At 72.3% G+C, this 24,447-nt stretch carries 23 protein-coding genes; 7 read left to right on the forward strand and 16 right to left on the reverse strand.

The genetic code is table 11. From position 1 onward, the window contains the following. Positions 1 to 9 precede the first annotated feature (9 nt). Positions 10 to 672, reverse strand: a complete 663-nt coding sequence (locus ACN4JJ_RS19050) for a CYTH domain-containing protein (protein ID WP_440711477.1) — start codon at positions 670 to 672, stop codon at positions 10 to 12. A 34-nt stretch (positions 673 to 706) separates the two neighbouring features. Between ACN4JJ_RS19050 and ACN4JJ_RS19055 the strand changes: the two genes are divergently transcribed. Continuing rightward, positions 707 to 1,603: an aminodeoxychorismate lyase gene (locus ACN4JJ_RS19055; protein WP_440711478.1), complete on the forward strand. Its 897-nt coding sequence runs from the start codon at positions 707 to 709 to the stop codon at positions 1,601 to 1,603. On the opposite strand, the gene ACN4JJ_RS19060 is transcribed toward ACN4JJ_RS19055, so the two are convergent. After that, complete coding sequence (locus ACN4JJ_RS19060) at positions 1,600 to 1,968, reverse strand: winged helix-turn-helix transcriptional regulator (protein WP_440711479.1); 369 nt, start codon at positions 1,966 to 1,968, stop codon at positions 1,600 to 1,602. The two genes, ACN4JJ_RS19055 and ACN4JJ_RS19060, sit on opposite strands and share 4 nt — an antisense overlap. Positions 1,969 to 2,081: 113 nt before the next feature. Here ACN4JJ_RS19060 and ACN4JJ_RS19065 point away from each other — a divergent pair, with 113 nt between their 5' ends. Further along, positions 2,082 to 2,945, forward strand: coding sequence for an SDR family oxidoreductase (locus tag ACN4JJ_RS19065; RefSeq protein WP_440711480.1), 864 nt, complete (start codon positions 2,082 to 2,084; stop codon positions 2,943 to 2,945). Positions 2,946 to 2,961: 16 nt separating this feature from the next. Here ACN4JJ_RS19065 and ACN4JJ_RS19070 read toward each other — a convergent pair whose 3' ends face one another. The 3 genes from ACN4JJ_RS19070 to budA all read right to left on the reverse strand — a co-directional run bounded on the left by ACN4JJ_RS19070 (position 2,962) and on the right by budA (position 5,345). Next, complete coding sequence (locus ACN4JJ_RS19070; protein WP_440711481.1) at positions 2,962 to 3,927, reverse strand: LLM class F420-dependent oxidoreductase; 966 nt, start codon at positions 3,925 to 3,927, stop codon at positions 2,962 to 2,964. Between the two features lie 94 nt (positions 3,928 to 4,021). Further along, on the reverse strand, positions 4,022 to 4,651 hold the full coding sequence (locus tag ACN4JJ_RS19075) for an MOSC domain-containing protein (RefSeq protein WP_440711482.1): 630 nt from the start codon (positions 4,649 to 4,651) through the stop codon (positions 4,022 to 4,024). Further along, positions 4,611 to 5,345: an acetolactate decarboxylase gene (budA, locus tag ACN4JJ_RS19080; protein WP_440711483.1), complete on the reverse strand. Its 735-nt coding sequence runs from the start codon at positions 5,343 to 5,345 to the stop codon at positions 4,611 to 4,613. Before budA ends, ACN4JJ_RS19075 begins: the two co-directional genes overlap by 41 nt. A gap of 48 nt (positions 5,346 to 5,393) precedes the next feature. Between budA and ACN4JJ_RS19085 the strand changes: the two genes are divergently transcribed. Together ACN4JJ_RS19085 and ACN4JJ_RS19090 are read left to right on the forward strand one after the other, a co-directional pair. Then, complete coding sequence (locus tag ACN4JJ_RS19085) at positions 5,394 to 6,269, forward strand: hypothetical protein (RefSeq protein WP_440711484.1); 876 nt, start codon at positions 5,394 to 5,396, stop codon at positions 6,267 to 6,269. A 124-nt stretch (positions 6,270 to 6,393) separates the two neighbouring features. Beyond that, a complete protein-coding gene (locus ACN4JJ_RS19090) occupies positions 6,394 to 6,636 on the forward strand; it encodes a hypothetical protein (protein WP_440711485.1) in 243 nt (80 codons plus the stop codon). Positions 6,637 to 6,676: 40 nt separating this feature from the next. On the opposite strand, the gene ACN4JJ_RS19095 is transcribed toward ACN4JJ_RS19090, so the two are convergent. From ACN4JJ_RS19095 to ACN4JJ_RS19115, 5 genes are all read right to left on the reverse strand, one after another. Beyond that, on the reverse strand, positions 6,677 to 7,963 hold the full coding sequence (locus ACN4JJ_RS19095) for a CDP-glycerol glycerophosphotransferase family protein (RefSeq protein ID WP_440711486.1): 1,287 nt from the start codon (positions 7,961 to 7,963) through the stop codon (positions 6,677 to 6,679). A 132-nt stretch (positions 7,964 to 8,095) separates the two neighbouring features. Then, on the reverse strand, positions 8,096 to 8,971 hold the full coding sequence (locus ACN4JJ_RS19100) for a glycosyltransferase family 2 protein (RefSeq protein WP_440711534.1): 876 nt from the start codon (positions 8,969 to 8,971) through the stop codon (positions 8,096 to 8,098). Then, entirely contained in the window at positions 8,968 to 9,801 is an 834-nt protein-coding gene (locus ACN4JJ_RS19105) for a CDP-alcohol phosphatidyltransferase family protein (RefSeq protein WP_440711487.1), read from the reverse strand. Before ACN4JJ_RS19105 ends, ACN4JJ_RS19100 begins: the two co-directional genes overlap by 4 nt. Next, positions 9,798 to 10,874, reverse strand: coding sequence for a glycosyltransferase family 2 protein (locus ACN4JJ_RS19110; protein WP_440711488.1), 1,077 nt, complete (start codon positions 10,872 to 10,874; stop codon positions 9,798 to 9,800). The genes ACN4JJ_RS19105 and ACN4JJ_RS19110 overlap by 4 nt, the downstream gene beginning before the upstream one ends. 110 nt (positions 10,875 to 10,984) lie before the next feature. After that, complete coding sequence (locus ACN4JJ_RS19115; RefSeq protein WP_440711489.1) at positions 10,985 to 12,781, reverse strand: S1C family serine protease; 1,797 nt, start codon at positions 12,779 to 12,781, stop codon at positions 10,985 to 10,987. A gap of 185 nt (positions 12,782 to 12,966) precedes the next feature. Here ACN4JJ_RS19115 and ACN4JJ_RS19120 point away from each other — a divergent pair, with 185 nt between their 5' ends. After that, on the forward strand, positions 12,967 to 14,163 hold the full coding sequence (locus ACN4JJ_RS19120; RefSeq protein ID WP_440711490.1) for an aminotransferase class I/II-fold pyridoxal phosphate-dependent enzyme: 1,197 nt from the start codon (positions 12,967 to 12,969) through the stop codon (positions 14,161 to 14,163). On the opposite strand, the gene ACN4JJ_RS19125 is transcribed toward ACN4JJ_RS19120, so the two are convergent. From ACN4JJ_RS19125 to ACN4JJ_RS19150, 6 genes are all read right to left on the reverse strand, one after another. Further along, positions 14,160 to 15,047 carry a carbon-nitrogen hydrolase family protein gene (locus tag ACN4JJ_RS19125; RefSeq protein ID WP_440711491.1) on the reverse strand — a complete coding sequence of 296 codons (888 nt, stop codon included), beginning with the start codon at positions 15,045 to 15,047 and terminating at the stop codon, positions 14,160 to 14,162. The two genes, ACN4JJ_RS19120 and ACN4JJ_RS19125, sit on opposite strands and share 4 nt — an antisense overlap. A 44-nt stretch (positions 15,048 to 15,091) precedes the next feature. After that, the gene (locus ACN4JJ_RS19130) at positions 15,092 to 16,126 is read right to left on the reverse strand and encodes a zinc-binding dehydrogenase (RefSeq protein WP_440711492.1); all 1,035 of its coding nucleotides are present in this window, start codon (positions 16,124 to 16,126) and stop codon (positions 15,092 to 15,094) included. Positions 16,127 to 16,136: 10 nt separating this feature from the next. Further along, positions 16,137 to 17,348, reverse strand: coding sequence for a cytochrome P450 (locus ACN4JJ_RS19135; protein ID WP_440711493.1), 1,212 nt, complete (start codon positions 17,346 to 17,348; stop codon positions 16,137 to 16,139). Beyond that, positions 17,345 to 18,463 (reverse strand): 3-oxoacyl-ACP synthase III family protein, encoded by a 1,119-nt coding sequence (locus tag ACN4JJ_RS19140; RefSeq protein WP_440711494.1) that lies wholly within the window; start codon positions 18,461 to 18,463, stop codon positions 17,345 to 17,347. Before ACN4JJ_RS19140 ends, ACN4JJ_RS19135 begins: the two co-directional genes overlap by 4 nt. Then, positions 18,460 to 19,491, reverse strand: a complete 1,032-nt coding sequence (locus tag ACN4JJ_RS19145; protein WP_440711495.1) for an NAD-dependent epimerase/dehydratase family protein — start codon at positions 19,489 to 19,491, stop codon at positions 18,460 to 18,462. Before ACN4JJ_RS19145 ends, ACN4JJ_RS19140 begins: the two co-directional genes overlap by 4 nt. An 83-nt stretch (positions 19,492 to 19,574) precedes the next feature. Continuing rightward, entirely contained in the window at positions 19,575 to 20,993 is a 1,419-nt protein-coding gene (locus ACN4JJ_RS19150) for a F390 synthetase-related protein (protein WP_440711496.1), read from the reverse strand. A gap of 72 nt (positions 20,994 to 21,065) precedes the next feature. Between ACN4JJ_RS19150 and ACN4JJ_RS19155 the strand changes: the two genes are divergently transcribed. Both ACN4JJ_RS19155 and ACN4JJ_RS19160 read left to right on the forward strand, forming a co-directional pair. Continuing rightward, positions 21,066 to 21,806: a GAP family protein gene (locus tag ACN4JJ_RS19155; protein WP_440711497.1), complete on the forward strand. Its 741-nt coding sequence runs from the start codon at positions 21,066 to 21,068 to the stop codon at positions 21,804 to 21,806. A 188-nt stretch (positions 21,807 to 21,994) separates the two neighbouring features. Next, a complete protein-coding gene (locus tag ACN4JJ_RS19160; protein WP_440711498.1) occupies positions 21,995 to 24,400 on the forward strand; it encodes a glycoside hydrolase family 15 protein in 2,406 nt (801 codons plus the stop codon). Positions 24,401 to 24,447 lie beyond the last annotated feature (47 nt).

Raw genomic sequence — 24,447 nt, forward strand, 5'->3', positions numbered from 1 at the left:
CGGCCGCGTCTAGCGACCGAGACCGGTCCGGCCGAGCGCCTGGGCGAGCTTGGAGACGCTCGGCGACACCGTTGCTCCGGCGTGCAGCAGGCGCTGCTCGATCTCGTCGAGCAGCGCGGTGCGCCCGTCCACCGTGGCCGGCGCGGCGGGCCCGAGCTCGGCCTCCCACTCCCGCCAGGCACGCTCGGTGCCTTCCCGCGAATCGACGGTGCGCACGAGGTCGTCGGCGAGCTCGGCCACCACGGCGCCCTCGGCGTCGAGCAGATCGGTGATGCGGCGATCGGTGCTCACCTGCGCCAACGGGGTCAACGGCGCCTCGCCGACGTGCTCCCGCACGGCCTCGCGCACGGGCTCGGGGACCTCGTCCGTCTGCGAGCCCTCCCCCGCCGCCGCCAGCGGCCACTGCAGCTCGGTACGCCCCTCCGCGGCCGGCAGCTTCACGTGCCACCCCTCGTCGTGACCGCCGCGGCGCACCCGAAGGGCGATCCGCTGCCGGGCCAGGGCGAGGTCGGCGGTGTCGAAGTACACCGCCTCCAGGCGGACGGATGCCGAGGACTCCGCGCGCACCGCGGGCGTGCCGACGGACTCGCCGACGCCCGCGAGCTCGGGCAGCTCCGCGTCGGCACCGACGGCGTACTTGCGTTCGATCTCGGTCTGCACGGAGTGTGCCATCGGGGTGATCTCCTTCCGGGAGGACACTGGGGGCGTGCCTCTTCCCCTGCTCATTCTGGTCACCCGCCCGGTCGCCGGCCCAATCGGCGACGCGGAGCCCGCCGGGCCGGGCTTCGTGCGGGCCGATGCCGCGCAGCCGCAGCTCAGCGTTCTCGACCTCGGAACCACCCGGGGCGACGGTGTGTTCGAGACGGTGATGGTGTCGGCCGGGCACGCTCCGGCGATCGACGCCCACCTGCAGCGATTCGGCGCCTCGGCCGCGCTGCTGGACCTGCCCGAGCCGGATGCCGCCGTCTGGCGCGCGGCCTTCGACGCGCTGGTCGAGGCGGCGGGCACGACCTTCCCCGATGCGCCGGTACTCGCGGTCAAGCTCGTGCTCACCCGCGGCATCGAGGGCGCCGATCAGCCCACCGGCTGGCTGACCGCCCGCCCGGCGCCGGACTTCCGGGCGGTGCGCGAACGCGGTGTGCGGGTCGTCACGCTGGACCGCGGCTACCGGCACGACGTCGCCGCCACCTCGCCGTGGTTGCTGCAGGGTGCGAAGACGCTCTCCTACGCGCTGAACTCGGCCGCTCTGCGCGAAGCGGCACGGCGGGACGCCGATGACGTGATCTTCCTCAGCTCCGACGGCTTCGTGCTCGAGGCGCCCACGGCCAGCGTGCTGGTGCGCGAGGGCGACCGCATCCTGACGCCCACGCCCGAGCTCGGCATCCTGCCCGGCACGACGCAGCGCCGAGCCTTCGAGTTCTTCGCCGAGCAGGGGCTGCAGACCGGGACGGTGCGGATGCGGGCCAGCGAACTCGCGCGGGCCGACGCCCTCTGGCTCGTCTCCAGCGTGCGGCAGGCGGTGCCGGTGATCGAGCTGGACGGCAGCCCGCGGGGCGTCGACGCCGAGCTCACCGCCGGGCTGAACCGGTACCTGGCGACCTAGGCGGCATCCGCTCGCCCGGTGCGCCCGACGTTCTGCCCCACCCAGCGCACGAGCGGGATGAGCACCTCGCCCAGCTCGGCGCCGAGCGCCGTGAGACTGTAGTCGACCCGCGGCGGCACGGTGCCGTGCGACTCGCGCCGGACGAACCCGTCGCCCTCCAGCGCCCTGAGTGTCTGGGCGAGCATCTTCTCGCTGATGCCCTCGACGTAGCGGTGCAGTTCGCCCCAGCGCATCGAGCGATCGGCCAGGGCCACCAGCACGAGCACACCCCACTTGCTGGTGACGTGGTCGAGCACCACCCGGCTGGCGCACCCGGCGGCGAAGGGGGTGGGCTCGCCGATGGCGTCCCAGATACGATCGGTCATCCGACTAACTTACCAAAAAGTGGGTACAACCCGTCGGGAAGCATCCTGGCGATCGCGCGGTTCACCCCTTCGAACGGCGTGCGGATGCGGGCCGCGGATAAGGAGATCAGAACATGACCATCATCGTCACCGGTGCCACCGGCCACCTCGGACGCCTCGCCGTCGAGCACCTCCTCGCCCGGGGCGTCGCCGCCTCCGACCTCGTGGCCGCCGGCCGCAATCCCGAGAAGCTCGCCGAGCTCGGCGCTCTCGGTGTGCGCACCGCGAGCATCGACTTCACCGACCCGGCCTCCCTCGACGCGGCCTTCGCCGGCGCCGACGCCCTCGTGCTGGTCTCGGCCAGCGAGCCGGGTCAGCGGATCAGCCAGCACACCAACGCCGTCGAGGCCGCGAAGCGGGCCGGCGTCGGACGGATCGTCTACACCAGCGCCCCGCAGGCCACCACCTCCACGCTCGTGCTCGCGCCCGACCACAAGGCCACCGAAGAGCTGATCACCGCCTCGGGACTGCCCTTCACGATCCTGCGCAACAACTGGTACAACGAGAACTACGCCGGCTCGTTCGCCCAGGCGGTCGCCTCGGGCGAGCACCGCGCGGGCACCGGCGAGGGCCGGGTCGCCAGCGCCTCGCGCTCGGACTACGCCGAGGCGATCGCCGCGGTGCTGACCGGCGGCGACCACCTTGGCAAGGTCTACGAGCTCTCGGGCGACCACGCCTGGAACGGCGAGGAGTTCGCCGCGGCCGCCGCCGAGGCATCCGGTCGCCCCGTGGAGTTCGTGCCGGTGAGCTTCGACGAGCAGGTGGCGGGCCTCACGGCCGCCGGTCTCGACGAGGGGACGGCGGGCTTCGTGGCGACGCTCGACGCGAACATCGCCGCCGGCGAACTCGCCACGGTCACCCCCGACCTCGTGACCCTCATCGGCCACCCCACCGTCCCGCTCGTGGACTACTTCCGCACGCAGGCCGCCACGGCCTGACCTCCCCGGCGCACGGTCAGAGGGCGCGGAGCTTCTCGAGCAGGGGCTCGGCGACCTCGGCCAGGAACTCGTCCTGGCCGGCGTCGCCGACCTGCACGATCGCCACGTCGGTGAAGCCGGCGTCGAGGTACGGGCGCACGCTCTCGGCCAGCTCGTCGAGGTCGGGGCCGCAGGCGATCGATCCCGCCACGTCGTCCTCCCGCACGAACTGGCTGGCGGCGGCGAAGCCGGCGGGCGTCGGCAGGTCGGCGTTCACGGCCCAGCCGCCGCCGAACCAGCGGAACTGCTCGTGCGCCTGCGCGATCGCGGCCTGCTTGTCGCGGCCCCAGCAGATCGGGATCTGGCCGATCGAGCGGGCGGGCTCACCGGCCGCCTCCGTCCACCCCTTCACCAGATCGGCATCCGGTTCCACGGCGATCAGGTGGTCGCCGTACGGGGCGAAGCGTTCGATGGACTTCGGACCCGAGACGGCGAGCCCGAGCGGCACCCCCTCGTCGGGCAGGTCCCAGATGCGCGCCGAGTCGACGCGGAAGTACGCGCCGTCGTAGGTCACGAGCTCGCCGGTGTGCAGCTCGCGGATGATCTGCAGGGCCTCCTCGAACATGTCCTGACGGGCGTCGACCGCCGGCCAGCCCTCACCCACCACGTGCTCGTTGAGGTTCTCGCCCGAGCCGAGGCCCAGGATGAAGCGGCCCTCGGACAGCAGCTGCATCGTCGCCGCCTTCTGCGCCACGACCGCCGGGTGGTAGCGGATGCTCGGGCAGGTCACGTAGGTCGCCAGCTCCACCCGCGAGGTGGCCTGGGCGACGGCGCCGAGCACCGTCCAGGCGTAGGGCGCGTGCCCCTGCTCGGTGAGCCAGGGCGAGTAGTGGTCGCTCGACACCTCGAAATCGAAGCCCGCCTGCTCGGCGGCGACGGCGTACCGCACGAGCTCCCGCGGTCCGCTCTGCTCGGTCATCAGGGTGTAGCCGAAGCGCGTCATGGTGATCGTCCTCTCTGGTCGGTCGGACCACCGTCACACCGGTCGCGCGATCGCGCACGGGGGTTGCGCTCGGGAATCGACCTGGTAGGGCCGGTCAGAGGAGGGTGGGGGCGTGCCGCAGGTCGAGCGGGGCGCGCAGCACCGCGCGGCCGAGGCGCAGGCGGCCGTCGGTGAGCGGCTCGCAGCGCACGCCGCCGCGGCCGCGCAGCGCCCGGTGGGCGCCCGGTGCCAGCACCACGTCCATCCAGGCGCAGGGGTTGGCCGGGCGGTGCCCCTGGAAGAGCACCGGGCCCGATCCGGAGTCCAGGCTGAACGGCGTGCGGGTCAGGCGGTCGATGTCGACGCCGCGCAGGATGATGTTGCGCCGGGTCGCGGCCGGGTCCAGCGGATGCGGCACACCGAGGTCGTCGCGCACCCGGTCGAGCGACTCCTCGGCCATCACGGTCACCAGCGCGGTCTTGTGCGCTCCGCGGCCGAAGAAGCGGTCGCCGACGATGCCGCGTCCCTCCCGCAGCTCGATCTGCTCGCGGGCCTCGGATGCCGCCTGGGCGGGCAGCGGGGCCGGTCCGTCGGCGGGCCGGCCGTCGTAGCGGTGCAGCGGCGAGGCCAGCAGGTGCACGATCTCCACCTCGTGCGCGATCCAGCCGTCGCCGTCCGGCGATGCGGTGGGGGCGACCGAGGTGTCAGTGCTGATGGTCGGACTCCGCGTGCCGGATGGCGGCATCCGCCCCCTCCGGGTCGAGCTCGGCCGCCAGGTACTCGGGTGAGGCCGGCAGGTGCACGGTGACGCCGTAGTAGGTCTCGACGGCCAGTTCGCCCGTCGCCCCGCTCAGCCCGAGCACGTGGCCGCCCTGCCGACCGGTCTCGTCGACGAAATGGAAGTGCACCCCCGCCACGGTGACGCCCTGGAACGCCTGCGGCGCGACGAAGCCGAGCAGCGTTCCCGTCACGTCGCTCAGCACGTTCTCGCGCTGCGTGTGCACCGCCTGCGCCAGCGGCAGGTACGGCTTCTCCTGCCGCACCGCCTCGCGCAGGCTGATGCTCGCGAAGTGCGCCTCGAAGCGCACGGCGTGGAACAGGTTGGGGCTCGGCACCAGGGCCGCCACCTCGGCCGCCAGCGACTCGACGTCGGGCACGGCCTCGACCAGCTCGGTGCGGTCGGGGTCGAAGTCGACCACCTCGGCGAACGGGACGGTGTCGCCCGGGTCGAGCAGGCTCACGCTGCCGTCGCCGTGGAACTGATGCCACACGCCGCCGTGCAGCACGAGCTCGCCGTCCATGTGATCGCCGCAGCCGAGGCCGAGCGTGCCCGCCCGCGAGACCTCCTCGAGGGTGAAGACCCCGTCGAAGAGTCCGGCCACGAGGGCCTCGACCAACGAGAACTGCTCCACGACCTTGCGGGGGTGTTTTCGGCGCATACCGTGCATTCTCGCGCACTATCCAGCGGAACACAGCAGAGTAGAAGCATGCCCACCCGACTCGAACGCAACATCGACCGTCTGCTGAGCGTGCACCGGCCCGCCGTGCTGGCGCACCTGCGCAGCATCCGTCGCCTGCACCCCCAGGCCTCGCCCGAGGAGCTCCTGGTCATCCTGGAACGCCGCTACGTGGCCGCCGTCACCACCGGCGGCGCCGCCGTGAGCGCCAGCTCGATGCTGCCGTTCGTCGGCACCGGCATCTCGCTGGGCCTCAGCGCGGCCGAGACCGCGGGCTTCCTGGAGACCACGGCCCTGTTCGCGCAGTCGGTCACCGAGGTGCACGGCTTCGCACTGGAGGACCCCGATCGCTCCCGCGCCCTGGTGATGACGCTCTTGATGGGCAAGGCCGGCAGCGACCTGCTCAAACAGATCGCCGGGCAGGCCACCGGCGGGGTGGGGCGCAACGCCTACTGGGGTCAGGTGGTGACCAGCGGTCTGCCGCAGTTCGTGGTGGGGCCGGTCGCCGATCAGCTGAAGAACCACTTCGTGCGCCGCTTCGCCGTGGGGCAGGGCACGAACGTGATCGGGCGCGCCATCCCGTTCGGCATCGGGGCCGCGATCGGCGGTGTGGGCAACCTCATGCTCGGCCGCACGGTCATCCAGAGCGCGCGCACCGCGTTCGGCCCGCCGCCGTTCACGTTCCCGGCCGAGCTGGCGATCACGGTGAAGGCGCCGAAGCCGCCGAAAGAGCTCAAGCAGAAGGCTCCGAAGGCCTCGAAGGAGCCCAAGGCCCCGAAGGAACTGGGTCCGGGCAATCCGGTCACCCGCCGGCTGCCCACGCTGCCGCGGCGCCGGAAGGTGATCACGGAAGCGCCGCTGCCTCGCGACGGCCGCGCCGACCCGCCCGCCGACATCCGCATCTGACGGTGCCGCTGCGGAACGTGCCGCCCGGACCAACCTGGTGGTATCCTGGTAGTTCAGCCGGGTCGCATCAAGATGTGATCCGACGGCGAATCGTGGCCAGGTCGAGATCGGTGAGGGAGATGTCATGAGAAGACGCATCACCGCCACCCTGGCGGGCGCCGTACTGGCGCTCGTGTCGATCGTGGGCCTCGGCGCTTCCGCCGCCTTCGCCGCGGTCTCGTCCGCCGATGACGCGACGCCGCAGCCGAGCCTGGCGCAGACCGGCTACGACTTCACCCCCATGCTCATCACGGCAGCGGTGTTCCTGCTGATCGCGGGCGTCGCGGTGGTCGTGGCGAAGTACGCGCTCACCCGCCGCAGCAGCTAGGGAGCGGCGACTTCCCGCTGCCCCGAAGTGCTGACTGCCGCTAGCTGCGCTCTTCGGCGTCCGCCTCGGCGGAGACCTCGCGCAGATCGACCGGCTCGTCCCGGGCGTGCAGCGCCGCGTGGCGGTCCCACTCGGCCAGGAGCTGATCGATCGCCCTGTGGAAACGGCGCGTGGCCGCGCCCGGCGTGGTGTCGCCGAAGTAGTGCGTCACCCAGCGGCCGAGCCGCACGTTCGCGGCCGAGTCGTGCGAGACCTGCTCGACCCGCGCCAGGGCGTGGGGTGCGTCTTCCACCGTCAGCCACTCGCAGTCGGAGAGGTAGCCGCCCGTGTCGATGGCGGCCTCCGGAGAAACCGGGCGGGTGATCAGCAGCGGCTTGCCCGTGGCCAGCCGGTCGTAGACCATGGCCGAAATGTCGACCACGGCCACGTGGGCCGCAGCGAGCTGCCAGCCGAGCTCGGCGCCGGTGTCGTACACGTGCTGGGCCGCGGGATCGTCCGCGTTGGCGGCGTGGATCGCGGCCACGATCGCCCGGTCGGCCGCGGCGTACGCCGGGTCGAGCACGCCGCTGCGCGGATGCGGCCGGTAGATCAGGCGGTGCGCGGGCGACGCCAGCACGTCGCGCACCAGGGCCTCGCCGTGGGTCGCGATGGATCCGTAGGCGGCGGCCGAGCGGTCACCTTCCCAGGTGGGCGCGTAGAGCACGACCGTGCGGCCGTCGGCCGGGAACGGCGTGGCCCCGCGGTAGTGGTCGGCCTGCGGGCGCCCGATCGGCAGGGCCCGCTTGTCGAAGTCGAAGTCCCAGAGCACGCGCTGCAGCCGGGCCACCGCCGCGTCGCCGGCCACGAGCGAGTAGTCGTAGGCCTTGAACTGGTTGGTGGTCATGTACATCTTGTCGCTCTCGCCGTGATTGACGAAGACGTGCCAGCGGCGCCCGTAGCGCATCATCTGGAAGTTGCGGGCGTTCTGGTTGACGTACAGCACGATCTTGAGCTCGTGCTCGAGCAGGAAGTCCTCGAGATCGCTGACCTTGCGGACGTAGGCCACCGGGATCGGCGACTCGGCCAGCAGCGCACTCGTGCCGGCGGGGCTCCGGCTCAGGATGACGACGGGGTGCGTCTTGGCCAGCTCGACCAGTGGGGCGTACCACTGGCGCATCTGGTAGAGGTTCACCGGGGCGTCGGCGAAATAGACGCCGATCACGAAGCGGTTGCGCGGCAACGGCGCCCGGGCGGCCAGCTGCGCGGCCAGCTTCGAGCGCACCGCGCGCCCTCTCAGCAGCTCGCGGAGCGCTCCCCAACCCAGTTTCGCATCGCTCAGAACACCCACCCGTCAAGGCTAACCAGGCGCTTTCGGCGCGCCGGACGGATGGGCCCGCGCGGCCGGCTTCTTTAGGCAATCGTGACCTTGACCCGCGGCGACACCCGGACCCGCACCGCAGTCCGACCGCAGCCGGCAGGCTCAGACGATCGGGGGTCGGCCGGCGCGGGTCATCCGCAGCACCGTTCGCCAGGAGATCGGCCGGCGGCCGCCCGGGGCCGTGCGCCAGCCTTCGGCCCAGCCGCCGAACCAGGCGCGGAGGGCCGCCGGGCGGCGGGCCCAGCGCAGAACCTGGATGCCCGTCCAGCTGCCGACGTACAGCGGCGCCAGCACCCAGGGCAGGTTGCGCTTGGCCAGCCACACCCGGTTGCGCGCGTTCAGGCGGTAGTAATACGCATGCCGGGTCGGCTCGATCGCCGGATGGTTCGCCACCAGCTCGCCGTCGTACCAGGTGCGCAGGCCCTGGTCCCACACCCGCCAGGCCAGCTCGATGCCCTCGTGGGCGTAGAAGAACGGATCGGCCCAGCCGCCGGTGGCGTCGAACACGGCCCGGGGCAGCAGCACGGCGCCCTCCCAGACCGAGAAGACGGGTCCGGATGCCGTGGCCTCGCCCTTGCGGATGCGCGGCACCCAGCGGCGGGGGTTGGTGACCCCCGAGGGATCGACCACGCGCGGTTGCAGCAGCCCGATGCCCGGGTCGCGCCGCATACGCTCGACGGCCTCCACCAGGAACAGCGGCGAGGGCAGGCTCGCGTCATCGTCGAGGAAGAACACGAACTCCCCCGCCACGGCCCGGGCACCCGCGTTGCGGCCGGCCGGGATGCCGACGTTCTCGGGCAGGGCCAGGGTGCGCACCGCACCCGGAAGCCCCTCGGGCTGCCAGCCGTTGCCGACGCAGAGGATGTCGAGCTCGACACCGCGCTGGGCGAGCAGCGAATCGACGGCTCGGAGCAGGTCGTCGGGACGGCGGCCCTGGGTGAGCAGCACGACCCCGATGGTGGGAGCGGCGCCGCTCAGGAGCGCACCCGCTTGGAGGCCATGATCGCCACGAAGTGCCCGATCAACGCCAGGATCGACAGCGGCACGAGCGCGACCAGCAGCACGCGGTCGGCGACGATCGGATCTCCGCCGGCACCGGCGACGAACAAGCCCACGACCGCCGTGGCGAAGATCAGCATCGTCAGCTCGACCGAGTGGTACAGCCGGTGGAACGGCACGAACCGGGCGGCCCGCCGCAGCCGCGCGACGAGCGCCTGCGAGGGCTCCGACTCGCCCTGCTTGTCGGCCAGCTTCTCGAGCCCGGCGTTGGCCCGGGCCACGTGCACCATGTCGTTGAGCGCCTTGTTCAGCACGATCACGAGGGCCAGCAGGAGGCCCAGGGTCGTCCAGAAGTAGTCCTCCGGCGCGTCGAACGGCAGGCCGGCGGCCCGGAGGCCGAGCGCGATCGGGATGAGCGACTCGGTCGTGTAGTGCCCGACCTTGTCCAGGAACACGCCGGCCGGCGACGAGGTGCGCCGCCAGCGGGCGACCTCGCCGTCGCAGCAGTCGACGAGCATCTGCAGCTGACCGAGCACGAGCGCGAGGGCCGCACCGCCGATCCCGGGGATCAGCAGGGCCGCGGCCGTGGCCCAGCCGGTGAGGATCATCAGGCCGGTCACCCCGTTGGCCGAGATCGAGGTCTTCAGCAGCAGCCAGGTGACGTACGGCGACAGCCGGCGCAGGTACAGCGACGCCGTCCAGTGCTCGGCGTTGCGGCGGCCGCGCACCTCGGGCGGCTGGGCGACGGCCTTCAGCTGGGCGATCGACTCCGGACGCCCGGCAGCGGGGTGGGATGGGGACACAGTCACCTTCCCGTGTGCGCCGTGATGTTCTTCGTCAGCGTGAGGAATCCGAGGATGAAGCCCAGCCCCCAGCTGAAATGGATGCACGGCAAGACTACGAGAAACCAGAGGCCGCTGCGAATGCCCGCCTGCCGCGCGGCGCTCACGGCGGCCACCACGACGAACAGCAGATAAACGACGGGGACCACGAAACCGATGGTCAGGATCGCGCCGGCCGTCTCCGATCCGCTCGCCGTGAGGATGAGGCCCAGGATGCCCGCCAGCAGTCCCAGCAGGGCCACGGCGACCGTCACCGGCGGCACGAAGTACTTCAGCGCGTTGGCGCTGAAGAAGCGCCGCGCGAGCTCCCCGCGCCAGAGGCCGGTGGAGAAGAACTGCCGGGCGAGGCGCTCCAGCGACGGCCGCGGGCGGTAGATGACGACCAGGCGCGGCGTGAACCACACCACGCCGCCGGCGGCGCGCAGGCGGCGGTTGAGCTCCCAGTCCTGCCCCCGGCGGATGTCTTCGTTGAAGAGCCCGACGCGCATCAGCCACTCACGCTGGAACACGCCGAGGTACACCGTCTCGGCCGGGCCCTCCTGGCCGCCCACGTGATGGGCTCCGCCGCCCAGGCCCGCCTTCGACCCGTAGGCCACTGCGACGGCCCGCTCGAACGGGGTCGTTCCCTCGGCCTTCATGATGCCGCCCACGTTCGCCGCGCCCGAGCGCAGCAGCGCCTCGACGGCGACGCGGGTGTAGTGGCGCGGCAGCAGGGAGTGCGCGTCGACGCGCACGACCACCGGGTACGCGGACGCGAGGATGGCCACGTTCAGGCCGCTGGGCGTGGAACCCGTGGGGTTCTCGATCACCCGGATACGCGGGTCGACCACGGCGAGCCGCTCCACCAGCTCCGTGGTGCCGTCGATGGAGGGGCCGAGGGCCACGATCACGTCGAAGGGGCCGGTGTAGTCCTGGTCGAGCAGGCTCGCGATCGCGGCCTCGACGTGCGTGACCTCGTTCAGCACCGGCATCACGTAGGAGACACCGGGACGCACATCCGGAGCCGGGCGGCCCGGGGCGTGCTCGTAGGGGTCTGTCATCGGATCCGCTCGTCGTGCCGGAACGCGGAACGGGGCCGGCGGGCCACCGTCGCGCAGTGCGACGACGAGCCTACCAGCCCCGTTCTCACGCCCCGAGGGGCGCTCGTCCGCTACTGGGCGAGCTGCCCGAGGGTCACGTCCACCGTCTTGGAGCTCGTGCCCCGGGTGTAGGTGAGCTGCGCTTCGCCGCCCGCGGGCTGGGTGCGCACGAGCGCCGTGAGGTCGATCGAGTCGGTGACGGGCAGGCCGTTGAAGGCCGTGACCACGTCGCCGGCCTGCAGGCCCGCCTTCTCGGCGGCTCCCCCGCTGGTGACCGACTGGATGAGGGCGCCCGCGGTGGTGCTGTTCTCCGCCGAGGCCGCGTCTCCCACGGTCGCCCCGAGCAGGCCGTGGGTGGCCGAGCCGTTCGCGATGATCTCGTCGGAGACCCGCTTGACCAGGTTGGCCGGGATCGAGAAGCCCACGCCGATGTTGCCCGACTGCGAACTGCTGTCGCTGGAGCCGGCGCTCGCGATCGCCACGTTGATGCCGATCAGCTTGCCCTCGGAGTCGAGCAGGGCACCACCGGAGTTGCCGGGGTTGATCGCCGCGTCGGTCTGGATGACCGAGAGCGAGATGCTCGACTGCGGGGTGCTGGGGGTCTGGGTCTGGCTGTCGCCGCCCTGGCCCGGGATGTCGAAGTTCCAGAAGTCGTACGGGCCCTGGTCGCCGTTGCCGTTGCCGTCGTCCGGGGTGGGGTTGGTCTCGGTGTCGTCGGGGGCCGCCGAGGAGGCCACCGTGATCGAGCGGTTCAGCGAGCTCACGATGCCGTTGGTGACCGTGCCCGAGAGGCCGAGCGGGGCGCCGATCGCGATCGTGACGTCGCCGACGTTGAGCTTGGAGGAGTCGCCGAACTCGATCGGGGTGAGGCCGGAGGCATCCGTCAGCTTGATCACGGCGAGGTCGGCGACCGGGTCGGTGCCGACGACGGTGGCCTTGTAGATCTTGCCGTCGTTGGTCTGCACCTGGATGTCGGGGCTCGCGGTCTCGCCGTCGAGGGTGACGACGTGGGTGTTCGTGACGACGTAGCCGTCGTCGGAGAGCACCACGCCGGATCCGGTGCCGGCCGCCGAGCTGGCCGAGACCGAGATGGTGACCACCGAGGGCGAGGCCTTGGCGGCGACCGCGGTGACCACGTTCGCGTCGTCGGGGTTGTTGACGGTGATGCTGGTGGGGCTCGAGGCGGTGGAGCTGGTGCTGCCGCCGTTCTGGCTCACGACCCAGGCGGTGACACCGGCGCCGGACGCGCCACCGATCAGGGCGCCGATGGCGAGGGCGGCCACGAGCGCGACGCCGCCGCGGCGCTTCTTCGGAGTCTTGGGGGCCGTGGCCTGGTTGGCGTAGGCACCGGATGCGGCGTAGAGCGCCGAGTTGAAGTTCGGGTCGGGCACGGCGCCGTAGGGCTGGGTGCCGTTCGGCGGGGTGCCGAAGGAGCCGCCGCCGTAGTTGGCGACGGGGGCCTGGGGGGCCGCCTGGCCGTGCGGGGCCTGCTGCGCGACGGGCTGCTGCGGTGCGGTCGGCGGGTAGTACGGGGCCGGCGCCTGGTACTGCGGGGCGGCGGGCTGCACGGGAGGCTGCGCCACGGGCTGCTCGGCGGCGGGGTAGGCCGGGGGGACGACCGCGGTGGTGGCGTCGTTGCCGGAGGTGGGGGTGCTGGAGGCGGGGGTGACCGGCGCGACCGGCTCGGCGATCGGAGTGGTCTCCGCGGTCGCGGCAGGCGCGACGGGGGTGGTCTCGGCGACGGGGGTGGTCTCGGCGACGGGCGCGTCGATGCGCTCGGTCGCGGCCGTACCCTCGGACGAGGCGTCGTGCTGTGCGCCCTCGGCGTCCGCGGGAGTGCCGTCGTGGTTCTCGGTGCTCTCTGACATGGGTTGGTGCTCCTTCCAAGCACTCGCAAGCATCCTCACCGAAGCTGAGGGTTCTCTATGGACGGGCTGTACGCAGTCTGCCGTCTGCTTATGACTCAGCCCTCAAAGCCCGACGCAGCCCGGGGCACTAAGTTGGAACCCGGACCGACCCGACCGGAGCGGACCGACCCGAGGAGCACCAGAACATGACGATCAGCGGATCCTGGCAGCGCACCGCGCGCGGAGCAGGCCTGCTCACGCCCGACGGGCGCATCGCCTCCACCATCTTCGCCGAGATGAGCGGCCTGGCGAATTCCACCGGGGCCATCAACCTGGGCCAGGGCTTCCCCGACGAGGACGGCCCGCACGAGGTGCTCGACGCCGCCCGCCGCGCGATCGCCGACGGCGTGAACCAGTATCCACCGGGAATCGGCATGCCCGTGCTGCGCGAGGCGATCGCCGCGCACCAGCAGCGCTTCTACGGCATCGGCGCCGACCCCGACCGCGAGGTGCTCGTCACGGCCGGCGCCACCGAGGCGCTCGCCGCGACCATCCTGGCGCTGGTCGACGACGGCGATGAGGTGGTGACCCTCGAGCCCTTCTACGACGCCTACGGCGGACTGATCTCGCTGGCCCGTGGTGTGCACAAGACCGTGCCGCTGCGCCGCCCCGACCTGCTGCCCGACCACGACGAGCTGCGCGCCGCCGTGACCGACCGCACCCGCATCATCCTGATCAACAACCCGCACAACCCCACGGGCACGGTGCTCCCGCTGGAGACGCTCGAGCTGGTGGTCGAGCTCGCGCACGAGCACGACGCGATCATCATCACCGACGAGGTGTACGAGCACCTCACCTTCGGCGTCGGCCACATCCCCGTGGCGAGCCTGCCGGGCGCGCGGGAGCGCACGGTCACCATCTCCTCGGCCGGCAAGACGTTCAGCACCACCGGCTGGAAGATCGGCTGGATCGTCTCGACCCCCGAGCTGGTGACGGCCGTCCTGGCCGTGAAGCAGTTCCTCACCTATGTGAACGGTGCGCCGTTCCAGCCCGCCGTGGCGCTGGGGCTCGGCCTGCCCGACTCCTTCTTCGAGGGCATCGCCTCAACCCTCGAGGCGAAGCGCGATCTGCTCTCCCAGGGGCTGGTGAAGGCCGGCTTCGACGTCACCATCCCTCAGGGCACCTACTTCGTGGTGGCGGATGCCGCCCCGCTCGGGTACCCGGATGCCGCGACCCTGTGCCGCGAGCTCCCGGCCCTGGCCGGCGTGGTCGGCGTGCCCATCAGCGCCTTCTGCCACGACGAGCTGGCCGCGGAGTACTCCTCCCTCGTGCGCTTCGCCTTCTGCAAGAAGACCGACGTGCTCGAGCGGGCCGCCGCGCAGCTCTCCCGCCTCTCCCGCTAGACCGGCTCGACGCGGAAGCGGCGGAGGGCGAGCGCAGGGTTGACCTGTCGCACCTCGTCGATGCGGCGGGGGTCGACCCAGGCCACCGCGACGTCTTCACGCTCGGCGAGGGAGGCGATGGTGACGCCCATCGGGTCGACGACGAGGCTCGCGCCGACGCCGATCGGCGGGGTCTGGTCGGCCGCGGCCACGTAGATGGTGTTCTCGAGGGCCCTCGCCGTGACGAGGCTTCGCCAGTGGTGCTCCTTGAGCGGGCCGCGCACCCACTCGGCCGGCACCGCGATGAGGTCGGCGCCGGCGTCGACGAGACGGCGGGACACCTCGGGGAACCGGATGTCGTAACAGGTCTGCATCCCGACGGTCACACCCAGGATCGAGAAGGTCTGTGGCTCCTCGATCTCGGCCGCCTCCACCCAGTCGCTCTCCCGCCCGCCGAAGGCGTCGTAGAGGTGCAGCTTGCCGTAGCTCGCGACCAGGCCCTCGACCGGCGAGACGGCCACCAGGAGGTTGCGGAAACGGCGCTCGTCGGTACCGCGGGCGACCAGCCCGGCGATCAGGTGTACGTCGAGCTCGGTGGCGAGTTCGGCCAGTGCGGTGACGAAAGGGCCGCCCAGGTCTTCGGCGTTCTCCACCAGAGCGGGGCCCAGCGGATCGACGAAGTACGAGGAGTACTCGGGGAAGACGACGAGGGATGCGCCGCGTGCCACAGCAGTGCGGGCCAGACGGGCGATCGTGGCGAGATTGGCGGCCTTGTCGGGGCCAGGCGCGAACTGCGCGACGGCGACCCCGAATCCGGGCTCCCCGCGCACGGCCTCGTCCGGAACGATCTCGCCCTGCACCACGTCGCCGGGCTCGCTCCGCAGGATCTCCTGATGTTCGGTCATCGTGCTGCTCCCTCGCTCACAGTCCCAAGCTCACAGTCGCACGCTCACAGTCGTGCCATCGCCTTGATCGCGCGACGCTCGTCCATGGCCGCATACCCCTCGGGAAGCTGCTCGAAGCCGACCTCGAGGTCGAACACCTTCCCGGGCAGGATGCTCCCGGCCAGCACGTCGTCGAGCAGCTCGGGAATGTAGGCCCGCACGGGCGCGATTCCCCCGCCGAGGCCCACGTTGTTGTAGAAGGCGATCGAGAGCGGCAATTCGGCGTCGTGCGGCACGCCCACGAAGCCGACGCGCGACCCGGGCCGGGCGATCGCGAACGCCGTGTTGAGCGACTCGCCGGTGCCCACGCACTCGAGCGTCGCATCCGCCCCGAGTCCGCCGGTGAGTTCGAGCACGGCCTCCACGGCCGCCTCGCCGCGCTCCTCGATCAGGTCGGTGGCCCCGAACTCCGTGGCCAGCGCCTGCCGGGCCGGGTTGCGGCTGAGGGCCAGGATGCGCTCGGCACCGAGCCGGCGGGCCGCCAGCACCCCGCTGAGCCCCACGGCGCCGTCGCCCACCACCGCCACGACGGAGCCGGGCCGCACGCCCGCGCCCACAGCCGCGTGGTGGCCGGTGCCGCAGACGTCGCTGAGGGCCAGCAGGTGCGGGATGAGCGCGTCGTCGGGCCGCCCGCCGGGCACCACCACGAGCGTGCCGTCGGCCTGGGGCACGCGCACGTACTCCCCCTGGCCGCCGTCGACCCCGCCGGCACCCCAGTACCCGCCGTGCACGCACGAGGAGGTGATGCCGTTCCCGCAGTGCGCGCAGACGCCGTCGCTGTACATGAAGGGGGCGATCACGAAGTCGCCGACGCTCAGATGGCCGACGTCGGTGCCGATGGCCTCCACGACGCCCACGAACTCGTGGCCCACCCGCGACCCGGCCTTGCGAGGGGTCTCGCCCCGGTAGTACCAGAGGTCGGAGCCGCAGACGCAAGTGGCGACCACCCGCACGATCGCATCGGTGGAGTGCTCGATCTCGGGATCGGGAACGGTCTCGACCGACACGGATCGGACGTCGTGGAACAGCAGTGCGCGCATGCTGTCGACTTTACCGGCGGGCCAGGCACAGGCGCGCGTAGCCCGGAATGAGGGTGCTGCGCTGCGCGCGCCGTCCGACGATGCGCAGCGGGGCCTCGCGAGCCGCGTCGAGAACGGCGTTGAGGGTCACGCCGATCTGCGCCAGGGCGAGCGGGGCGCCCATGCAGAAGTGCGCGCCCGCGCCGAACCAGAGCTGCTTGAGCGAGGCGGCGGGATTGCCCACCGGGTCGAAGGATCCGGCCGCGCGGTCGGCCAGGAACGTCGCCAGCACCATCCGGTCGCCCGGTCCCACCCGCACCGGGCCGACGGTCGCCTCGGCGGCGACGCTGCGCAGCATGACGGGCGAGGGCGTGGTGACGCGCAGCCCTTCGGCCACGGCGGCATCGACCAGAGCGCGATCGTGCGCGAGCCGATCGAGCCAGCCCGTGTCGGCCAGCACCGCGACCAGGCGCGGGAGGTAGGAGACGAGCGTCTCGGTGCCGGTCAGCACGAAGGCGCCGACCGCGCCCATCGCCTCGTCTTCGCCGAGACCGAGCTCGCGCATCCGGCCCGGCACGGTGTCACCGCCCGCCCTGTAGGCCGCCCGGGCGTGCCGGGTGAGCTCGTCGAGCACCTCGCGCGCCTGCGCGACCTGCGCCGGTGTGAAGCCCGGCCGGGTGAGCCGCACGAAGCCGGTGATCGCCGAGATGCGAGCGAAGAGCTCCTCCCCCACGACCTCGCGGTCCAGGCCCACCAGGCGGCTGATGACCTGCCCGGCGTACTCGCGCACCTCGGCCACCAGGTCCACCGTCTCGCCCGCGACCAGCCGCCCGGTCAGCGCGCGGGCCTGGCCGCCGATCGTGCCCTCGGTGAGAGCGGAGACGAAGGCGGGCGCGAACAGGGGGCCGATCCGCCGTCGGAGCGCCGCGTGATCGACGCCCTCCATGTTCAGCAGCACCGCGGGGCCGAGCACGGGCGTCCAGAGATCGGCGGGCGACCCCGGGCCCGTCTTGGTGAAGCGGGCGGTGTCCAGCAGCACGCCGCGCAGCAGCGCCGCATCCGTCACCACCACACCCACGCCGGGCACCCGCAGCACCGGCCGTCGGATGCGCGCGAGCAGCGGGTAGGCCAGCGGATGCGCGGCCCGCTGCACGCGCTCCTCCCAGCGGCGCTCGGCACCGCGGGGCGCGGGCGGCGGCGCGGCCGCGCCCGGCGCATCCGGAGTCGCCGGGGCGAGGCTCACAGCCGCACCACCATGGCGCCGAGCGAGATGCCGCCCGCCAGACCCACCAGCGCGATCAGGCTGCCGGGCCCGACGAGCCCCCGCTCCCTCGCCCGCAGCAGTTGCAGCGGCAGGCTGACGGAGGCGAGGTTTCCGTGCTCGGCCACGGTCAGCACGGTGCGCGCCGGATCGACGCCCAGCACCTCGACGATGCTGTCGTGGTACGACGCGGCGACCTGGTGCACGGCCACGAAGTCGAGTTCGCCGATGTCGTGGCCGAGACCCGTGACGAGGTCGCGCACGAGGCCCACGCCGAGTTCACGGAAGGCGCTCTGCAGGGCGGCGCCGTCCATGTCGAAGTAGCTACCGCCCTCGGCGTGCGGGTTCACCGAGCCGCCGGTGGGCAGCGTGCCGACCGCCCAGTGCTCGGAGTGCGCCACGAAACGGCTGCCGAGGAGGCCGGCGGGCGGCTCGCACCCCGGATGCGGCAGGGAGTCCGGCTGCATCGCGGCCTCCGGATGCGGCACGCGCTCCAGCAGCACCGCCGCCCCGCCGTCGCTCATCGTGTACCCGGCGAACGAGCGCAGGAACTGCTCGGGGCTCTCGAGCCGCCAGCGCACCGCGTGGGAGGGCTGCTCACCGCTGACGATGAGCACCCGGCGGTACTGGCCGGCCGCGATCAGGGCATCCGCCACCTGCATCGCGTTGAGCACGCTGTTGCAGGCGTTCTTGACGTCCATCACGGGGCAGCCGAGGCCGAGCTTCGCCGAGACGATGTGGCTGGTGGCGGGCTCGATCATGTCTTGGCTCGCGGAGGCGAACAGCAGCAGGTCGACCGGGCCGGGCGACTCGGCGAGCACCCGGCGGCCGGCCTCGGCGGCGAGGTCGGAGGTGTTCCACCCCTCGGGGCGCAGGTGCACGCGTTCGACGCCGGTGAGTCGGGCGATCAGCCCGGTGGGCGGCTTCAGGCCCGGGTTGAGATCGCGCAGACGCGCCTCGGTCTCCGCCGTCGTGCGCGTCTCGGGAGGCAGGTAGACGGCGATCCCGGCGATGCGCGACATCGGCAGATCCGTCCGGTGCATCGCGGGACCCCGTTCGGAGCGCAGGATCGGCGGGGCGTCGAGGTGCACGCTCATCCGAGTCCCTCCGCTCGCGCCTCGGCCACGACGCGCTCGAGGTTCTCGGCCACGACGCGCTCGAGCCCCTCGGCCACCGTCACCGCGGGCGCGCCGAGCAGCTCGCGGCACAGCCGGGCGTCGAAGGTCTTGGTGAAGGCGTACACGATCACCGAGTATCTCGTGATCGGCGGTTCGCTGCCCGGCCGCAGCATCCGCCACGCCGCTTCGACCACCGTGGCCGCCCACAGCGCACCCCGGCGGGACACCGTGCGGCGGGGCAGCGCGACCCCGATCCGCTCCAGCAGGCCGAACACGGTCGGCTGCAGCGCCACCGGCTCGCCGTTGGTGACGGTCAGCGTGCGACGGTTCAGCGCGGGGCTGGTCAGCGCGGTCACCAGATGCTCGACCAGGGTGTCGATCACCACCAGATCCGACAGCACCGCACCCGACCGTGGCGGCCGGATACGGGGAAGCCGGCCCGCCCGGGCGGCCGTCACGAATCGGGGCAGCAGGGTGGTGTCGCCCGGCCCGAACACCGCTCGCGGCCGTAGCACCACCCACTCACCCGGGTACTGCTCCACCAGCCGCTCGGCCGCCCGTTTGGACGCGGCGTAGGCGTTGACGAACGGCCCGTCGGCGGGCGCGTCGTCGGGCACCATCGCCTGGTCGCGGGCCCGGTAGAGAACGGATGCCGTGGAGATGAACACGAGTCGCGGCGGGCGGGGCAGCGAGCGGGCGTAGTCGAGCACGGCGCGGGTGGTGTCGACGTTGGCGCGCTCGAACTCGGCGCGGCTCCCCCACGGCGAGCTGTGCGCGGCGGCGTGCACGATCACGGCCGGGCCGCCGGACGCACCCGGATGCGCGCCCGCCCAGGCCGCGCCGAGGGCACGGGCCGCATCCGGAGCCGCCAGGTCGACCGCGCGGTAGCAGGGGTCGTCGATCGCCCGGCGTCCGATCCCGAGCGGCGCGAAGGCGGAGTCGCCCGTCAGCCTGCGGAGCAGGGCCCCACCGACGAAGCCCGACGCGCCCGTCACGAGCACCGCCACGGGGTGCGCCGACCGCGGGCACCCCGGCTGCGCGCCCGCGCCAGGGTCCGGTTCCGCGCCTGCGCGCGGCATCCGCTCGCCGCTCACCGCGCGCCCTCCTCGTGCACGATCCGCCGCACCTTCACCCCGGGCTCGGGCTCCGTCCAGTCGTCGAGCACTACTGTTGCACGGCATTCGTAGCGCTCGAACAACGCCTCGAGCGCGGCCACGGCCCGCGAGGCGCCGTCGTCGGCCGATACGTCGAGCGCGAGATGCACGTCGAGGCCGCGCTGACGGATGCGCCAATCGGCATACGACTCCGAACCGAGCATGAGAGCCTGGCGCACGGCATCCGGGAACACGTCCACCAGGCGGCGGCCGTCGAGGTGGGGCAGCCGGAGCACGGCGTCGTGGCGGCCGTCGACCGCCGCGATCACCGCTGTCACCCGCCCACAGGCGCAGCGTTCGGGTGCGGCGCGATCGACCCGCAGAACGTCGTCGAGGCGGTACCGGGCGATGACCTGGGTGCGCCGGTCGAAGTCGGTCACCAGCGGGGTGAAGCGGGTGTGCTGCTCGTCGAGCCACTCCCGCTCGATGTGCACCGACTCCTCGTTCAGGTGCAGCGCCCCGGCCTCGCAGGTGAGGGCGAGCAGCCCCTCGGTCGCCTGGTACACCTGGCGCAGCGGCGCATCCCAGACGCTCCGGATCAAGGCGGCCGTGTCGGGCTCGAGCACCTCCGCCACGGAGATCACCAGCCCGGGAGCGAGCGCGGAAGCGGGCGCGTCGTCGCCGTCGCCGGCCAGCGCGAGCGCGCGCAGCACCGAGGCGGGCGCCACGAGGATGTCGGGGCCGTGGCCCGCGGCGGCCAGTCGTGCGAGGTCACGGCGATGCACCTCGAGCGGCTCCGTGAGGTCGAAGAAGCCGAACCGCACCCGCGAGCTCGCCACCGACTCGTAGAGGTTGCCGCCCGCGCGCAGGAAGAAGGCGATGCGCAGCGGCGGGCGCCACGGGAGCACGAGGCGGGCGAGCATCGGCCCGGTCAGCGTGCGGCCGAGCACGGTGCCGGCCCAGAGCATCCGCTCGCGCGGGCTCACCAGGAACGCACCGCGCCGCCCCGAGGTGCCGCTGGAGAGCCCGACGGTCACGTCGCCGGCCACGACCGGCCGGAAGTCGCGGGTGTGCTCGGCCTCGAGCGCCACGCCGAGGGCGTCGGCGAGCCGTACTCCCCGCGTGTTGAGCGCGTCGAAGTGCTCGAGCAGCACGCTCTTGTCGACCACGGGCAAGGCCTCGAGCCGTCGGGCACGCCGCGGCGTGGCCGAGGTGCGCTCGGCGTAGAAGGGCGCCCGCGGCAGGTCACGCGCCAGAAAGCTCCGGATGCGCCGCCTCTGCCACGCGTCCAGTAGGGCCCGCGAGCGGAAGCGATACCCCCACCGCGCACGCACGAAGCGCACGAGCAGCAGCCCGACCAGCGCGCGGTCGCGGGCGCCGCCCCGGGCGCTGTCTCCCATCGGCGGCCGAGTCACCCCGCCAGGATACGCGGCCGGTGCGAGCCCGAGGGCACGGGAGACGGTGCCGCAGCCTCTTAGACTGGCGGCATGGCGGCGATCATCGGACACATCCTGCCGCTCGCGCTCGGCGTGGCGCTGAGTTCGGTGCCGATCGTGGTGATGGTGCTCATCCTGCTCTCGCCCCGCGGCCGCTGGTCGAGTCTGACCTACCTGATCGGCGCCACGGTCGGCCTGATCGGCCTGACGGCGTTGTTCACCGCCATCGCCTCGTTGCTGCCGCCGGTCTCCACCGATCAGAAGAGCCCGCTGTTCGCGACGATCGAGCTGGTGCTCGGCGCCGCTCTGCTCGTGATGGCCTCGATCCGCTGGCGCTCCGCGCGCCGCCGCCGCCACCGCGAGGCCGCAGCCTTGCCGCCGGCCGGCACGAGCGAGGCCGACGACCTGGCGGCGTTGGCCGCCGATCGTACCGAGGGCCCGCCCGCCTGGATGACCAAGGTCACGAGCCTCGGGCCGATCCCTTCGCTGGGCGTGGGCTTCGTGCTCATGCTGCGACCCAAGAACCTGCTGCTCACCATCACCGCGGGTGTGGCGATCGCGGCGGGCAACGTGCCGCTCGGCTCGACGGTGGTGGCCATCGCGATCTTCGTGGTGCTCGGCATCTCGACGCTCGCCGCTCCCATCATCGTCGCCGTGGCCGATCCGGCCCGGATGCGCAGACCGCTCGAGGAAACCCGCGTCTGGATCGAAGGCAACAGCGCCACCGTCACGACTCTCGTGCTGCTCGTGCTCGGCACTGTGATCATCGGCAGCGGCCTGGCCCGGTTCTGAACAGCTGTCCCGTTTCCTCGAGGATTCTTCATTATCGAGCCGGATTCGGCTAAGGTGCATTCCACCCGCAGAGCCGCGGGTCTCTCACGAAAGCGCCCTCGATGCCCCGAACCCACAGTCCCCGAACCCGCAGTCCCCGAACCCGCAGTCCCCGGCCCCGATCGGCCGGCGTCATCCTCACGGCCGCAGTGGCCGCCGCCACGGTCACCGGCACCCTCGCCCTCGCCGCGCCCGCGCAGGCCCTGCCGCCGGGCGACGCCCCCGGTGCGCCCGGGGTCGCCGCCACCTGGACCAGTGGCCAGAAGCAGGGCCTCGGCACCGCCACCTCGCTCGACTCGAAGGTCTGGTACACGCTCGGCGCCGGCACGGCCACCGAAATCTTCTACCCCAGCATCGACCGGCCGCAGACGACGGATCTGCAGTTCATCGTCACCGACGGCAGCTCGCGCACGAGCGTCGAACGCGACGACACCACCCATCAGATCGTGCTGGCCGATCCGCACGCTCTGGAATACCGCCAGGTCGACACGGCGAAAGACGGCTCCTACCGCATCTCCAAGACCTACATCACCGATTCCTCACGAGCCTCGGTGCTCATCGCCACCCGGTTCGAGCAGCTGAGCGGCACCACCCCGCTGCACCTGTTCGTGCTCTTCAACCCGTCCATCGACGGCAACGGCAACGACGACACCGGCTCGGTCTCCGGGCCGGCCTCGGCCCCGGTACTCACCGCCACCGGGGGTGGCAGCACCACCTCGGCCCTGGCCTCCTCGGTGCCGTTCGGCTCCGTCTCCAACGGCTACAGCGGATCGGCCAGCGACGGCTTCGTGCAGCTGCGCGACGCCCACACACTCTCCAGCCGGTACCCCACCGCGTCGACGCCGGGCAATGTGGTGCAGACCGCCGAGATCCCGGTGGCCCGCGACACGACCTTCGCCCTGGGGCTCTCGTTCGGCACGAGCGCCGCAGCCGCGGTGTCGACGGTGCAGGCCTCGCTCTCCGCCGGCTTCGGCGACCGCGAGATCGCCTACCGCACCGGATGGCAGAGCTGGTTCTCCACCCTCAAGCCCGACCCCTCGAGCGTGACGCGCGACCCCGAGCTGCAGAAGCAGTACGACGTGGCCCTGATGGCCATGAGCGCGCACGAGGACAAGACCCACCGCGGCGCGTTCGCCGCCTCGCTCTCCACCCCCTGGGGGCAGGCCAACAGCGGATCCACGCCCGGCTACCACGCCGTCTGGGCCCGAGACCTCTACAACACCGCGTCGGCGCTGCTCGTGGCAGGCGATCGCGCGGCGGCCACCCGGGCGCTCGACTACATCCTCACCGTGCAGGAGAGGGCCGACGGCTCCATCCCGCACAACTCGATGGCCGACGGCTCGAGCACCGGCCTCGACGGCCTGCAGTACGACGAGTTCGCCTTCCCGGCCGTGCTGGCCGGCCGACTGGGGGCGACGGATGCGTCCCGCTGGGTGAAGATCAAGCTCACGATGGACTACCTGGTCTCCCACGGCCCGTCCACCCCGCAGGAGCGCTGGGAAGAGCAGTCCGGGTACTCACCGTCCACGATCGCGGCCGAGATCGCCGGGCTGGTCAGCGCCGCCGACATCGCCCGGATCAACGGCGACACCGCCTCCGCGAAGCGCTACCTCGACACCGCCGACCTCTGGCAGGCGAGCATCGAGTCGTGGACGGTGACGCACACCGGCACGATCGCCACACCGCACTACGAGCGGATCGACCCGATCGGGCAGCCCGACACCGGCTCGGTCGTGAACGACACCAACGGCGCCGGCTCGAAAGACGCGCGCGACCTGATCGACGCCGGCTTCCTCGAGCTCACCTCGCTCGGCGTGAAGCCGGCCGACGACCTCGTCGTGGCGGCATCGGTGGGCGTGGTGGACTCCACGCTCAAGACCACGACGCCGTCCGGCCCGGCGTGGTACCGCTACAACCAAGACGGCTACGGCGAGCACGCCGATGGATCGCCCTTCAACGGCACCGCCGGGGGCATCGGCCGGCCCTGGCCGGTGCTCACGGGCGAGCGCGGCCAGTACGAGGTGGCGAACGGCCGCGACGGCGCGCCCTACCTCGCCTCGATGGCCGCGGCGGCGAACGAGGGGTACCTGATCCCCGAGCAGGTGTGGGACTCCGCAGCGCTCGGCCACTTCACCCCGGGCGAAGCCACCGACTCGGCCGCCCCGCTGGCCTGGGCGATGGCGAAGTACGTGCTGCTGGCCAACTCGATCAGTGCCGGCCGGAACGTCGAGACCCCGGCCCTGGTGTCCGCTCGGTACGCCGGTGCCATCGACACCACCTTCACCGAGCGCGCCAGCACGGTGTGGGGCGAGAACGTGTTCGTGGTCGGTAGCATCCCGGCGCTCGGCAACTGGGATCCGGCGAAGGCCATCCGCCTCTCCAGCGCCGGCTACCCCGACTGGTCGGTTCGCGTGAGCCTGCCGGCCGGCACCGCGATCGAGTACAAGTTCATCAAGGTCGACGGGGCCGGCAAGGTCGTCTGGGAGTCCGGCAGCAACCGCCAGAACACCCTGCCCACCTCCGGCGACATCACGTACACGAGCAGCTGGAAGTGAGAACGACGAAGGGCCCGTCCGGCGCGAACCGGGCGGGCCCTTCGGCT

This window comes from Herbiconiux dendrobii (genome assembly GCF_052048175.1).
Lineage (GTDB): Bacteria > Actinomycetota > Actinomycetes > Actinomycetales > Microbacteriaceae > Herbiconiux.

Bases quoted from the DNA above. Each gene is read 5' to 3' on its own strand.
- ACN4JJ_RS19065 (WP_440711480.1), top strand. From the start codon at position 2,082: ATGACCATCATCGTCACCGGTGCCACCGGCCACCTCGGACGCCTCGCC.
- budA (WP_440711483.1), bottom strand. From the start codon at position 5,345: ATGCGCCGAAAACACCCCCGCAAGGTCGTGGAGCAGTTCTCGTTGGTC.
- ACN4JJ_RS19120 (WP_440711490.1), top strand. From the start codon at position 12,967: ATGACGATCAGCGGATCCTGGCAGCGCACCGCGCGCGGAGCAGGCCTG.
- ACN4JJ_RS19130 (WP_440711492.1), bottom strand. From the start codon at position 16,126: ATGCGCGCACTGCTGTTCCACGACGTCCGATCCGTGTCGGTCGAGACC.
- ACN4JJ_RS19155 (WP_440711497.1), top strand. From the start codon at position 21,066: ATGGCGGCGATCATCGGACACATCCTGCCGCTCGCGCTCGGCGTGGCG.
- ACN4JJ_RS19085 (WP_440711484.1), top strand. From the start codon at position 5,394: ATGCCCACCCGACTCGAACGCAACATCGACCGTCTGCTGAGCGTGCAC.
- ACN4JJ_RS19125 (WP_440711491.1), bottom strand. From the start codon at position 15,047: ATGACCGAACATCAGGAGATCCTGCGGAGCGAGCCCGGCGACGTGGTG.
- ACN4JJ_RS19060 (WP_440711479.1), bottom strand. From the start codon at position 1,968: ATGACCGATCGTATCTGGGACGCCATCGGCGAGCCCACCCCCTTCGCC.
- ACN4JJ_RS19050 (WP_440711477.1), bottom strand. From the start codon at position 672: ATGGCACACTCCGTGCAGACCGAGATCGAACGCAAGTACGCCGTCGGT.
- ACN4JJ_RS19110 (WP_440711488.1), bottom strand. From the start codon at position 10,874: ATGACAGACCCCTACGAGCACGCCCCGGGCCGCCCGGCTCCGGATGTG.
- ACN4JJ_RS19115 (WP_440711489.1), bottom strand. From the start codon at position 12,781: ATGTCAGAGAGCACCGAGAACCACGACGGCACTCCCGCGGACGCCGAG.
- ACN4JJ_RS19075 (WP_440711482.1), bottom strand. From the start codon at position 4,651: ATGCCGCCATCCGGCACGCGGAGTCCGACCATCAGCACTGACACCTCG.
- ACN4JJ_RS19140 (WP_440711494.1), bottom strand. From the start codon at position 18,463: ATGAGCGTGCACCTCGACGCCCCGCCGATCCTGCGCTCCGAACGGGGT.
- ACN4JJ_RS19090 (WP_440711485.1), top strand. From the start codon at position 6,394: ATGAGAAGACGCATCACCGCCACCCTGGCGGGCGCCGTACTGGCGCTC.
- ACN4JJ_RS19070 (WP_440711481.1), bottom strand. From the start codon at position 3,927: ATGACGCGCTTCGGCTACACCCTGATGACCGAGCAGAGCGGACCGCGG.